At 65.5% G+C, this 12513-nt stretch carries 14 protein-coding genes; 13 read left to right on the top strand and 1 reads right to left on the bottom strand.

Annotation, left to right across the window (positions count from 1 at the left end):
* Window positions 1-259: 259 nt before the first annotated feature.
* Genes phnF through HCO70_RS14120 form a run of 8 tightly spaced genes read left to right on the top strand, consistent with a single transcriptional unit; the run spans window position 260 to window position 6620 of the window.
* Window positions 260-991: a phosphonate metabolism transcriptional regulator PhnF gene (gene phnF, locus HCO70_RS14155; RefSeq protein WP_172297200.1), complete on the top strand. Its 732-nt coding sequence runs from the start codon at window positions 260-262 to the stop codon at window positions 989-991.
* Window positions 984-1427, top strand: a complete 444-nt coding sequence (phnG, locus tag HCO70_RS14150; RefSeq protein ID WP_172297199.1) for a phosphonate C-P lyase system protein PhnG — start codon at window positions 984-986, stop codon at window positions 1425-1427. Before phnF ends, phnG begins: the two co-directional genes overlap by 8 nt.
* Window positions 1427-1969, top strand: coding sequence for a phosphonate C-P lyase system protein PhnH (gene phnH / locus HCO70_RS14145; RefSeq protein ID WP_172297197.1), 543 nt, complete (start codon window positions 1427-1429; stop codon window positions 1967-1969). Before phnG ends, phnH begins: the two co-directional genes overlap by 1 nt.
* A 4-nt stretch (window positions 1970-1973) precedes the next feature.
* Window positions 1974-3047 (top strand): carbon-phosphorus lyase complex subunit PhnI, encoded by a 1074-nt coding sequence (locus HCO70_RS14140; RefSeq protein WP_172297195.1) that lies wholly within the window; start codon window positions 1974-1976, stop codon window positions 3045-3047.
* Window positions 3044-3958, top strand: a complete 915-nt coding sequence (locus HCO70_RS14135; protein WP_172297194.1) for an alpha-D-ribose 1-methylphosphonate 5-phosphate C-P-lyase PhnJ — start codon at window positions 3044-3046, stop codon at window positions 3956-3958. The genes HCO70_RS14140 and HCO70_RS14135 overlap by 4 nt, the downstream gene beginning before the upstream one ends.
* Window positions 3955-4755, top strand: coding sequence for an ATP-binding cassette domain-containing protein (locus tag HCO70_RS14130; protein ID WP_172297192.1), 801 nt, complete (start codon window positions 3955-3957; stop codon window positions 4753-4755). The genes HCO70_RS14135 and HCO70_RS14130 overlap by 4 nt, the downstream gene beginning before the upstream one ends.
* Window positions 4718-5461 (top strand): phosphonate C-P lyase system protein PhnL, encoded by a 744-nt coding sequence (locus HCO70_RS14125; RefSeq protein WP_253913282.1) that lies wholly within the window; start codon window positions 4718-4720, stop codon window positions 5459-5461. The genes HCO70_RS14130 and HCO70_RS14125 overlap by 38 nt, the downstream gene beginning before the upstream one ends.
* Complete coding sequence (locus HCO70_RS14120; RefSeq protein WP_172297191.1) at window positions 5451-6620, top strand: alpha-D-ribose 1-methylphosphonate 5-triphosphate diphosphatase; 1170 nt, start codon at window positions 5451-5453, stop codon at window positions 6618-6620. The genes HCO70_RS14125 and HCO70_RS14120 overlap by 11 nt, the downstream gene beginning before the upstream one ends.
* A 108-nt stretch (window positions 6621-6728) precedes the next feature.
* On the opposite strand, the gene HCO70_RS14115 is transcribed toward HCO70_RS14120, so the two are convergent.
* Window positions 6729-7952, bottom strand: a complete 1224-nt coding sequence (locus HCO70_RS14115) for an alpha-D-ribose 1-methylphosphonate 5-triphosphate diphosphatase (RefSeq protein ID WP_253913281.1) — start codon at window positions 7950-7952, stop codon at window positions 6729-6731.
* 336 nt (window positions 7953-8288) lie between these two features.
* On the opposite strand from HCO70_RS14115, the gene phnC reads away from it, so the two are divergent.
* The 5 genes from phnC to HCO70_RS14090 are packed head-to-tail and all read left to right on the top strand — an operon-like array spanning window position 8289 to window position 12460.
* The gene (phnC, locus tag HCO70_RS14110; protein WP_172297189.1) at window positions 8289-9101 is read left to right on the top strand and encodes a phosphonate ABC transporter ATP-binding protein; all 813 of its coding nucleotides are present in this window, start codon (window positions 8289-8291) and stop codon (window positions 9099-9101) included.
* A 36-nt stretch (window positions 9102-9137) separates the two neighbouring features.
* A complete protein-coding gene (gene phnD / locus HCO70_RS14105) occupies window positions 9138-10058 on the top strand; it encodes a phosphate/phosphite/phosphonate ABC transporter substrate-binding protein (RefSeq protein WP_172297187.1) in 921 nt (306 codons plus the stop codon).
* A gap of 58 nt (window positions 10059-10116) precedes the next feature.
* A complete protein-coding gene (phnE, locus tag HCO70_RS14100; protein ID WP_172297185.1) occupies window positions 10117-11061 on the top strand; it encodes a phosphonate ABC transporter, permease protein PhnE in 945 nt (314 codons plus the stop codon).
* Entirely contained in the window at window positions 11058-11918 is an 861-nt protein-coding gene (phnE, locus tag HCO70_RS14095) for a phosphonate ABC transporter, permease protein PhnE (RefSeq protein ID WP_172297183.1), read from the top strand. The genes phnE (HCO70_RS14100) and phnE (HCO70_RS14095) overlap by 4 nt, the downstream gene beginning before the upstream one ends.
* Complete coding sequence (locus HCO70_RS14090) at window positions 11915-12460, top strand: histidine phosphatase family protein (protein WP_172297182.1); 546 nt, start codon at window positions 11915-11917, stop codon at window positions 12458-12460. The genes phnE (HCO70_RS14095) and HCO70_RS14090 overlap by 4 nt, the downstream gene beginning before the upstream one ends.
* The last annotated feature ends 53 nt before the right edge of the window (window positions 12461-12513 follow it).

Genomic DNA, 12513 nt, shown 5'->3' with positions numbered 1-12513 from the left:
ATTTACAACTATAGCGCGATTTCGCAGTTGCAGTATTGGTTTTGACGCGAGTACTGCGTTTCGGCGAAATACTGCCACGGCCTGACTGCTCGTCAGTTTCCGTGAACCCACATCGCCTGTGATATCCGGGTCTTTCGAATCTTCGGATAGCAGTTCGCCTGGCCGCCGCGATTGTCGCATCACTTTTACCATCCTGTCATCGGGCGGAAAAATTCGCGGCCTATCAAAAGTCATTCGGATGAATCAGCCGGAGAGTATCTTGTCTGGAACCAGCAACTGGGAACGGGCCCGCGACTGGATCGTGGAGAGCATTGCCAATGCGGCGCTGGCCGAGGGCGATAAGCTCCCCCCAGAACCGCAGATGCAGCGCGAGATCGGCGTCGGCCGCCACTCGCTGCGCCGCGCCGTCGCCGCGCTCGCGGCAGAAGGCGTGCTGAGCGTTGAGCAGGGACGCGGCACCTTCGTGCGCGGTCTGCCCAAGATCACCTACCGCATCGGCAGCCGCACGCGCTACCGCGAGAACATGTTGTCGCAAGGCGTCCGCCCCGGCGGTGAGTCGATCACCGAAGATATCGTCGAGGCTCGGCCCGACGTGGCCGAGGCACTGGCCGTCAACACCGGCACGGCAGTCCATTGTATCCAGCGCCGCGGCCATGCCGACGGTCGCCCGATCAGCCTCAGCCAAAGCTTCCACCCCGCCGCTCGCTTCCCCGATCTGGGCGAGCGCCGCGGCAAGGAGGAATCCGTCACCGCCATCTACGCCGACCACGGCATCTCCGATTACAGCCGCCGCGAGACGTCGATCTACGCCCGCCTGCCCGAAAAATGGGAAGCGCGCCTGCTGGAGATGCCGGCAGACCAGCCGGTCCTCATCATGTGCAAGCTCGACGTCGATCTCGAAGGCATTCCCATCGGCTATTCCGAAGCCGCCTGGGTCGCCGGCCGCATCCGCTTCCTCTTCGACAGTTCGCAAGGCACTATCGATGTTTGACGAAAACACCTCCCCGCGCGATCACGGGGACCGCCTGACCGTCCTCGCCCGCGCCGATGCGACAGCCATCAAGGGGGAGGCTGAAGCCATCCTCCCCATGCTCGGTGACATCGAGGTGGTCAACAGCCGCACCGGGCTCGTCATGCTTCCGATGCGCGACACCGTCGAAGGCACCGATTTCCACCTCGGCGAAGTCCTTGTCGCCGAAGCCCATATTCGTCTCACAGCCCACGGCGTCGAAGGCTACGGCATGATCATCGGCCGCGACCTCGAACGCGCCATGGCGATGGCGCTGATCGACGCTGCCCTCACCGCCGGGATCGAAACCGACAGCCTTACCGCCTTCGTTGCCCGCATGGCCGCCACCCAGGCCGAAGAAGACCGCGACACCCTTCGCAATATCGAAGCGACGCGCGTCGACATGGAAACCTTCTGATGCTCACCACTCCCGAACCCGACGCCGAGGAACACCGCGACAACGCCACCTTCTCCGCGCTCCTCAACGCCCTCTCGCGCCCCGGCACGATCCACGAAATGCCGGAACCGGGCCTTCTGCCGGTCGCCCTCGCCCTGATCGACCGCGAATGCCGCGCCTTCGCCGACGACCCCGAACTTGCCGCCACGCTGAAGACCACAGGTGCCACGCTAGTCCCACCGGAACTCGCCGACCATCTGCTGATGTCGCTCGACAGCGAAGAGGCCATCGACCACCTCGCCCGCGTCACTGCCGGTTCGCAGCTCTACCCCGACCAGGGCGCCACCGTGACCGTCCCCGCCTCACTGGACACCGGGCCGCAGATCACCCTTTCCGGCCCCGGCACCCCCGGCAGCGCCACCATCGCAATTGGCAACCTGCACCCCGCGATCTGGCGCGTACGCGCTGGCCTCTGCCGCTACCCGCTGGGCATCGAACTGATCTTCGTGGATGGCCGCCGCCTCGTCGCCATCCCCCGCTCCACTCTAGTTACGGAAGGCTGACCGCATGGCCTATGTCGCAACCCGCGGTGGCGAGCGCGCCATCGAACAGGCGGAGCGCCTCTACCGCGCCCAGATGGGTCCCATCGATGCCGGCACCGTCGCCGAGATCGAAGCGGCGCTCCCCTCCCTTATCGACCGCGTGATGGGAGAGGCCAGCCTCTACGCCCCCGACCTGGCCGCCCTGGCACTGGCACAATCCGGCGGCGACCTTTACGAAGCGCTGCTGCTCCTTCGCGCCTGGCGCACCACCCAGCCGCGCCTGCAGATCGCCGAGGTGGTCGAGCCTGACCAGGGCTTCACCCACCGCCGCATATCCGCCGCCTTCAAGGACATTCCCGGCGGCCAGATCCTTGGTCCGACACTCGACTACGCGCACCGCCTGCTGGCCACGGACGTGCTGCAGGGCGACACCTTCTCGCCCGCCCCGGTGGAACCAGCAAGGAAACCGGCACCGGCCCGGCACCCGTCCCTCGCGGAATGGCAGAAGGAGCAGGGGCTCATAGCCGACAAGCCCCTGCAGCCGGTCGAAAAGGACGATATCCCCGACCTAACCCGCGAACCGCTGCTGTTCCCGGCCAAACGCGCCCACAGCCTGCAAAGCCTCGCACGTGCCGATACCGGCGGCATGCTCGCGCTCGGCTATTCCGCCATGCGCGGCTACGGCAACGCCCACCCTACGGTGAACGAACTGCGCCTGTCCGAAGTCGAAGTCATGGTCAGGCACCCAGGCGGCGCCACCTTCTCGGCGGGCCGGGTCAAGACCTCGCAGGCAGAGGTAGTAACCGCGCGGGGCAAGACGGATCTGAGTATCGGATTCTGCGCCACGCTTGGCTGGAACGAGGTCAAGGTCATCGCCGGCGCCACGCTCGACCTCAACGCTCCCGGCGCGCCGAAGAATTCGCCGGTGAACGAGGAATTCTTCCTCTACCACACCGAACCGGTCGAAAGCTCGGGCTTCTGCATCCACTTCAAACTGCCGCATTACGTGACCTTCCAGTCCGCCCTCGACAACCTTCGCGCGGCCAGGGCTAAACGCGAGCCCGCCAAATCCCCCGTCCAGACCGAAGAACCCGCATGACCCTCGCCAGCCTCACCGAAAACTGGAAAGCCTTCTCCTACGGCTTCCTCGACGCATCCGCCAAGCGCGAGATGCGGCGCAAGATGATAAAGGCAGTCGCCGTCCCCGGCTGCCAGATGCCCTATGCCAGCAGGGAAGTGCCGATCGCACGCGGCTGGGGCACCGGCGGCCTGCAGGTCACGCTGACACTGCTCAACAAGGCGTCCGTCGTGAAGGTCATCGACCAGGGCGCCGATGACAGCGTCAACGCCGCTTCGATCCGCCGCTTCCTCACCCGCGTCTCAGGCGCAGAGGCGACATGGGACACGCTCGATGCCACGCTGATCCAGTCGCGCCACCGCGTGCCCGAGGAAAAGCTGCGGTCCGACCAGATCCTGATCCTGCAGGTTCCGAACCCGGAACCGCTGCGCCCGGTGGAACCCAACATGTCCGTCGCGCGCCAGATGCATGCGGATGCAGATTACGGCCGCCTCTGGCTGACGCTCTACGAACAGATCGTCCGCTCCGGGCGCATCATGCAGGGCGCCGCCTACCCCTCGATGGTCAATCGCCGCCATGTCATGGCCCCGTCGCCCATCCCCCGCTGGGACGTGCCGAAGCTCAACATGGCCGAGCATCTGACGATCCTCTCGGCGGGCCGCGAAAAGCGCATCTACGCCGTCCCGCCCCACACCTCCGTCGAGCCGCTGGTCTTCGACGACGTGCCGTACAAGGTCGAGGATCACGGCCACCTCACCTGCATCCGGTCCGGCCTGAAGGGCTTCTTCATGAACGAGATCCCGCAGGAGGACGGCACAGCGGCCCACGAGGTGTCCGACAGCCATCTCGGCATCAAGGCCATCGACCGCACCTCTGGCGAACAGGTCGAGTTCGGCGAGACCTGGTACAAGGACGGGGAGATGCAGCAATGACCGCGCTCGCAAAACAGCCGCCGCAACTCGTCCGCACCCGGCCGCTGATGACCCTGAATGGTATCTCGAAAACCTACGACGACGTGACGGCGCTGGACGATGTTTCCGCCCAGGTCTACCCCGGCGAGGTCCTCGGCATCGTCGGCGAAAGCGGCTCCGGCAAGTCCACCTTCCTCCGCCTGATGAACCTGCAGGAAACCCCCGACAGCGGCAGCTACCACCTCGACCTGCCGGACCTGCCCGATAACCTCTTCACCCTCGACCGGTTCGAGCGCCGGATGCTCTGCGCCCGGCAGATCGGCATCGTCTACCAGAATCCGCATGAGGGCCTGCTGATGACGCATTCCTCATCCGGAAACGTCGCCGAACGGCTGCTGATCGCCGGGGAACGCCGCTTCCACGTCCTCCGCGAAAAGGCGCAGTCAGCCCTCGAAGCCTCCGAATTTCCGATCCCCCGCATGGACGCCCCGCCGATTGAACTGTCCGGCGGCATGCAGCAACGCGTCCAGCTCGCCAAGGCCATCGCACTAGAACCGGCGGTGCTGCTGCTCGACGAGCCGACAACCGGTCTCGACGTCTCGGTTCAGGCGCTGGTGCTCGACACACTCAAGCGCCTGCAACAGGAACGTCGCATCACCATGGTACTGGTCAGTCATGACCTCGGCGTCATCCGCACCATGGCCGACCGTGTCATGGTCATGCGTCGCGGTCAAGTCGTCGAGGACGGCCTCGTCGATCAGGTATTCCAGGATCCGCAGCATGCCTACACCCAGCAACTCGTCCACGCGAAACTGTAACCAGATGCCTCCCATCCTCACCGTCGAAGGTCTGACCAAGACCTTCCAGATGCACCACCTCGGACAGTCCCTGATGGCCTTCGAGGACCTGTCCTTCACCGTCTCTCCCGGCGAGTTTCTGCTGCTCTCCGGCCCCAACGGTGTCGGAAAATCCACCCTGCTACGCACCCTCTACCGCAGCTACCTGCCCGTCGCCGGCCAGATCCGGTACGACAGCCGCGAGGGCGTCATCGACCTCGCGCAGGCGGCCGATATCGATATCGCCCACCTGCGCCGGACAGAGATCGGCTTTGTCACCCAGTTCCTTACCGCCCGCCCGCGCGTGCCGGCCGAGGATATCGTCGCCGAACCGCTCCGCCTCGCCGGCCACTCCCGCGACGATGCGCTCAAGGAAGCCTGCCACTGGCTCAAAACCTTCGGCGTCAAGCAAGACCTCTGGCGCGCCTATCCCACCACCTTCTCAGGCGGCGAGCAGCAGAAGGTGAACCTCGCACGCGCCTTGATCCTGCCGCAGCGCCTGCTACTCCTTGACGAGCCGACCGCCTCTCTGGACGTGGGTGCGCGCGAGGCCTTGGTCACCCGCCTCGCCGACCTCAAGTCCCAGGGCGTCGCAATGATCGGCGTCTTCCACCACGCCGCTGACGTGGCCCACCTGATCGACCGGGATATCCGGCTCAAACCCAAGGAACTTTCCGATGTGGCTTAGCAATTTCCGCATCGTCCTGCCCGAAGCCGTACTGAACCGAGGCGCGCTGCGCATCGAGGACGGCAGGATCGCCGAAATCACCGGTCACCCGGTCGACAACCCCGCCCTCGACGGCGACGGCCTGCTGCTGATGCCCGGCTTCATCGACATGCACGGCGACATGATCGAGCGCGAAGTCGAGCCGCGCCCGAACGTGAAGATGCCGATGGAGCTTGGCCTGCGCGACCTCGACCGCCGACTCAAGGTCAACGGCGTCACGACCGGCTACGCCGCCGTCTCGTTCAACCCGAAATCCGCCTACGGCCACCTGCGCAGCTACGAGCATTCCAAGGAGATGCTCCGCGCGCTGAAGACGATGCGCCAGGTCCTAAAGGTCGACCACCGCGTCCACGCGCGGTTCGAGATCAACTACCCCAACGCCCTCGCCGTGGTCGAAGAACTGATTTCCGATGGCACGGTCGATCTGGTCTCGCTGACCGACCACACACCCGGCCAGGGCCAGTACCGCGACATCGAGCGCCTGACCGCCCGCACCGTAAAGGAAAAGGGCATGACCGAGGCCGAGGCCGTCGCAGACGTGCAGGAACGCATCGACGAGAAACGCCGCTCCGCCGGCGACGTCGCCGCCACCCTCGCCGCCATTTCGGCCACCTGCGCCGAACATGGCATCGCTCTGGCAAGCCATGATGACGATACCCCCGAAAAGGTCGCGCTGATGCACTCCCTCGGCGCCACGATTTCGGAATTCCCGGTCACCGAGGAAGCCGCGCGCGCCGCGCGTTCACGCGGTCTCCTGACCGCGATGGGCGCGCCCAACGCGCTGCGCGGCGAAAGCTATTCCGGCAATCTCTCGGCCCGGGAGGCCCATTTGAAAGGCCTGCTCGACATACTCGCCGCCGACTACCACCCTTCAGCGATCCTGCCAGCTATTCTGATCCTCGGCCGGGCCGACCCGCAGGGCCTCGCCGGCGCAACCCGCCTCGCCACCGCCAATCCGGCCCGCGCCCTGGGTCTCGCCGACCGCGGCGAGATCGCCCTGGGCAAGCGCGCCGATCTGGTCATCGCCGATGACGAGGGCGTGGGACATGTCCGCGCCACCTTCCGCGGCGGGCGCAAGATCTTCTCGGACGGCTCGTTGCTGCTGCACGCGGCGGCCTGATCGCAGGCTCTCGGATTGAAGCCTGCAATCCGACCTGCCGGGGGCGTTGTCCCCCGGGAGCCCCTTGGGATACTTTCAGCCAGAAGAATAGAGGATCCGGGCCCCGGTTCAGAACGCGCTGTGTGCCACGCGCCCGGCGCTGAGCGTCATGTCGATTTTCGGCGCCGCACTGTCGGGCCAGTCGACAAGCACCAGATCGGCCCGCTTCCCTGTCGCGATCTCGCCCCGGTCGGTCAGGCCCGAGGCGGCCGCGGCATTGGTGGAAATCAGCTTCCACAGCTCATGCAGAGGCGCGCGTTCTTCTGCGTGCAGCCGTGCAACCGCTGCCAGCACCGCCGGATAATAGTAATCCGACGCGAGGATATCACAGAGGCCCCGCTCCACCATCTCCGCCGCCGAGGGCGACCCGATGTGACTGCCGCCCCGCACCACGTTGGGCGATCCGAAGACGATCCAGTCCCCCGCCTCGCGCGCCGCTTCTGTCACCGTGTCGTTCATTGGAAACTCTGAGATACGCGAGCCGTGTCCGCGATAGAAATCCCGCGTCTCGATCTGCGTATCGTCATGGCTCAGCATCGGCGCCCCCACGGCTCGCGCCTTTTCGGCCACCCGTGCAATGCCATCGGCCACCTGCGGGCGCCGCTCCCAGACACCCAGCATCAGCGAAATGAACGCGTCGACCGGAATGTCCGACCGCATCGCCCGCTTCTCCATCTTTCGGCGGAACTCGGCAGAAGTCGTATCGACCACCGGAAAATCCGGCGACAGTTCGAACGGCCGGTCCTGCAGCCGCACGTCCGGCGCAAGCAGACCCATCGAGGTGTGATCGTTGAACGCGACCGACGGCGTCAGCCCGGAGGCCAGCATGTCGGCCAGCGCGTCCTCCGCCTCCAGGCAGAACGTCTCCCAGCGCAACTGCACCCGATTCTCCACGGCCAGCCGCGGCGCCATGTCCGACAGTTTCTGAACCAGCTCCCTGCCCCGGTCGATCGACCGCAGCCCCGGCTCCCAGCCCATGGTCATGGCATGATAGGCAGTGGCGATGCCGTTCCCGGCCAGCTGCCGGTCGGTCTCCAGCACGGCCACGTCGATGGGAAAGAACACACCCGGCCGCGGCATCAGCTGCCGCTCGAAAGCGTCGCCGTGCACATCGACCAGCGCCGGTGCCAGCAACCGCCCCTTCGCCTCCACCACCCGCGCCCCATCGTGTGATACGTCGAGCCCGGTGATCACCCCGTCCTCCACCCGGACCGAGACCTTCTCGATCCGGTCGCCCAGCACAACCTCCGCGCCTTCGAACACGGTCGCCTGCATCATGCCCGTCCCGTCCATGTCCCTGCCCCTTGTGCTGGATTCGCCTCAGCGTCCGAATAGGACCGCCGCGCCATGACGGCAAGACCGTCGCTCTCCATCACGGCGGGCCGGACGCCCTCGCAACTGGCCGGAGTGACACGGGGCCATCGTTTTCATGACGGTTCCTTTGCGGAAATGTAACGGGAACGCGAAGCCTCCGGATGACTTTGCACAAGGCTGCATCAAAACCCGTTCCGCCCCCCGCGATCCCCGGATGCGGCACCCGCCAGGCGTCACATTCCCGTCGCAGGGAGGCAGCAGAAAATTCATCCGAATGAAAATCCCGGGTTACGGAATCGCTCCAGAACGGAGTGCATGAACAGACACGAACTCACGCTCCAGAACCTCACCCGACGTTTCGGCAGTGTCGCCGCGGTGGATCAGGTATCACTGACGATCCTGCCCGGTCAGTTCGTCGGCGTCATCGGTCGCTCCGGCGCAGGAAAGTCCACGCTTCTGCGCCTGATCAACCGCCTGATAGACCCGTCCGAGGGGCAGGTCAGCTTCGGCGAGCGAACGATAACATCGCTACGCGGCAAGGCGCTGCGGGAATGGCGCCGCGACTGCGCGATGATCTTCCAGCAGTTCAACCTGGTGGAACGGCTCGACGTGCTGACCAACGTGCTGGTCGGCCGCCTCGCCGACCACAGCTTCGTCAACTCGATGGCGATGCGCTTTTCCGACGCCGAACGGACGATGGCAATCGAAGCGCTCGACCGGCTCGACATGGCGCCGAAGGCGCTGCAGCGCGCCGGCACGCTCTCCGGCGGCCAGCAGCAGCGCGTCGCCATCGCCCGCGCCCTGGTCCAGAACCCGCGCATCATGCTGGCCGACGAACCCATCGCCTCGCTCGACCCGGGCAACGCCACCCGCGTGATGGAAGCGCTGAAATCCATCAACCGCGAGGACGGACTGACCGTTCTGGTCAACCTCCACACCCTCGATACGGCCCGCGCCTACTGCGACCGCGTCATCGCGATGCGCGACGGCCGGGTCATGTTCGACGGCACCGCGCCGCAGCTCACCGACGAGGTTGTGCGCGACATCTACGGTTCCGAGGGACTCGAGGAGTTCAACGAGGCCGTCACCTCCACTTCGATCCGGCACCGCGAAAAGGTTCCGGCGTAAGGCCACCCCGACATTGACACCAAGGGAGACCACTCGATGAAACTGTTCACCACCGCTGCCATCGTGGCGCTGACCGCCGCCGGCCCGCTCTTTGCCGAGGGCTGGCGCGACGACTATCAGGTCGTCAAGTTCGGCGTCCTGTCGGGCGAAAACGAAAAGGACCGGCTGGAACGCAACGAACCGCTGCGGGCCTACCTTGAGGACACGCTCGGCGTTTCGGTCGAGATCTTTACCGCCGGCAACTACGACGGCGTGATCCAGGCCATCGCCGCCAACCAGATCGAAGCGGCGCGCTTCGGCTCCTCCTCCTATGCTGCCGCCTATACCGCCACCGAAGGCGGCGTCGTGCCGACCCTGACCACGGTCAAGAAAGACGGCAACTCGGGCTACAACTCCATCGTGGTCACCCGCTGCGACAGCGGCATCAAATCGCTGGCCGATGCCGAGGGCAAGGTTCACGCCTTCGCCGATCCCGACTCGACCTCGGGTTACGCCGTGCCCTACTTCAACTTCGTCTCCAAAGAAGGGATCGACCCGGCCGAGTATTTCTCTGCCACTCCGTTCTCGGGCAGCCACGAAGCCGGCGTGCAGGGCGTGGTGAACGGCACCTTCGACACCGCCTCCACCAACCAGTCGAGCGACCTCGACGGCGTTTTCCAGAACATGGAAAACAAGGGCATGATCGAGAAGGGTGTTGTCTGCAAGATTTGGGAAAGCCCCGAGATCACCAGCGGCCCGCTCGCCTTCCGCACCAATCTGCCGCCGGAAATGATCGAAGAGATCACTGCAGCCTTCGAATCCTTCCCGACTGCCGATCCCGAAGGTTGGGCCGCCTACAACCGCATCGATCCGAACGATCCGAACCCCGATGCCGGCTTCAAGCGCGTCGATCACGAACGCTACCAGTGGATCGTCGACATGCGCCAGTGGCTGAAAGAACAGCGCCGCGGTTCGTAAGACAAACAGGCCATGAAGGGCGGGCGCCGTTGCCCGCCCTTTTCATGCGCGCGATCCCATGACCATAACCGCCGAGTTCACCACCAACCCGCCGGTCTCCGGACCAAGCGCGATCGCCGCCTTCGAGCGCGACTACGCCGAAAAACGCCGCTCCGCCCGCATCTCCTGGGCCGTGGGGACCATTCTTTTCTTCGCCGCATTCTGCCTCACCGCCTGGCTCGGCGACTTCTTCAAGGTCACCCAGGTGACCATGCCCGACGGCAGCCGCGAATGGCGCTGGATCATTCCCGCCGGCCTGCCGCGGCTGGGTGAATACATCGTCCAGACCTTCCCGGATCTGCACTGGGAAACCCTCGGCGCCGATCTCGCAAACTGGTTCTGGCGCTGGCAGACATGGCTGCGCCTGCTGATCGAAACCATCCTGATCGCCTTCATGGCCACTACATTCGGCGTCATCGGCGGCTTTACCCTGGCCTTTCCCGCCTCGCGCAACCTGGCGCCGAACCGGTGGATCCTGTGGATCACCCGCCGCTACCTGGAAATCGCCCGGACCGTACCGGAGCTCGTCTGGGCGCTGATCTTCGTGTTCTGCTTCTCGGTCGGCCCGATGGCAGGCGTCATGGCCATCGGCCTGCACGCCACCGGCGCGCTCGGCAAGCTTTACTCCGAAGCTATCGAAAACATCGACATGCGCCCGCTCGAAGGTGTAAAGGCCGCCGGCGGTAACTGGTTCGACCAGATCCGCTATGGCGCCGTGCCGCAGGTGCTGCCGAATGTGATCAGCTACACGCTGCTCAGGTTCGAGATCAACGTGCGCTCCTCTTCGATCATCGGCTATGTCGGCGCCGGCGGACTGGGGCAGGAGATCCGCACCGCCATGTCGTTCCAGGAATACACCGACCTCTCGGCGCTGTTCATCATCATCTTCGTGACCGTTGTAATCATCGACTACGGCTCGGAAAAGCTGCGCCACCGCGTCATCGGACTGGGAGACCGGGAATGACCGACATCACCGACGCCCGCATCGCCGCCGCCCGCTCCGACCACCCGCTGGCCTTCGAAGCGCCGCTCCCCGTCCGCATCAGGCGCGCCGTGCTCTGGACCGGCTTCCTCGGACTCTTCGCCTACTGCCTCTGGGCCTTCGACTTCTCGCCCGCGCGGATCTGGACCGGCATCGAGCGTTTCGGCAACGTTCTCTCCTTCATGTTCCCGCCGCATATCTGGACCACCTGGGAAGAGTTCGAGCCGGTGCTCGAGGGGCTGGGCGAAACCCTCTCCATGGCCTTCCTCGGCACATTGATCGGAGCCGTCTTCGCCTTCCCGCTGTCCTTCCTCGGCGCCAAGAACATCAACCGGCTGGGTTTCCTGCGGCTGACCGTTCGCCGCGGCTACGATGTCATCCGCGCCTTCGAGACGCTGATCCTCGCGCTGATCTTCATCCGGGCCTTCGGCCTCGGTCCCCTGCCCGGCATCCTCGCCATCGCGGTGTCCGAGATCGGCACCTTCGCCAAGCTTTTCTCGGAGGCCATCGAGAACACCTCCGAGAAACCGGTCGAAGGCGTCAAGGCCGCCGGCGGGTCCCGCCTGCAGCAGATCCGTTTCGGAACCCTGCCGCAGGTGATGCCGGTGATCCTGTCGATCCTGCTCTACAACTTCGAATCCAACGTCCGCTCCGGCACCATTCTCGGCATCGTCGGCGCAGGCGGCATCGGCTTCATGCTCTCCGACCGCATCGCCGCCTACCGCTGGGACGAGGCCTGGTCGATCATCTTTCTGATCATCGCTATGGTCTACGTCATCGACTACCTGTCCGGGCTGATCCGGTCGCGGATCATCGGGCGGCACGAAGGGGCGAAGTGAACACCATCCTGCTGATACGCCACGCGGAAACCACCGGCCAGGCGCCCGAGGCCCTGCTGACCACGTCCGGTCGCGCCCAGGCGCAGGCGCTCGCCCCGCGCCTGCGCGCACTCGGCGCCTGCGCCATCCATTCGAGCCCGTACAGGCGGGCCGTGGAAACCGCCGAACCCTTCGCCGCCAGCATCGGCGCGGCGGTGGATACCGACGACGACCTGCGCGAGCGTGTGCTGACCGCCGAACCCCGCGACGACTGGCGCGAGCAGCTGCGCCTGGGCTTTGCCGACCGGCAGATGTACCTGCCCGGTGGCGAAAGCCTTGCAGCAACCGAATCCCGCGCCCTGCGGGCCCTAGCCCGCATCGCAGCCCTCGGTCGCGACCGCCCCGCGGTGGTGTCCCATGGCGGCCTGATCGCGGCGCTCCTCAGCGGCATCGACCCCGCCTTCGGTCCGGACGAAATGTTCGCGCTGGCCAACCCGGATCTGTTCGATCTGACCTTCTCGGGGGACCGGCCCATGACCTTCACCCGCCTGTCGCTGGAGTGATCCGGGATGGCACGAACCACCGCAGAACTCCCGAACACCTCCGGCCCCTCCCA

Origin of the sequence: Pseudoruegeria sp. HB172150, assembly GCF_013184805.1 — a bacterium.
Taxonomy (GTDB): Bacteria; Pseudomonadota; Alphaproteobacteria; order Rhodobacterales; family Rhodobacteraceae; genus Psychromarinibacter.
This window is presented reverse-complemented; position numbering and strand designations above follow the sequence as displayed.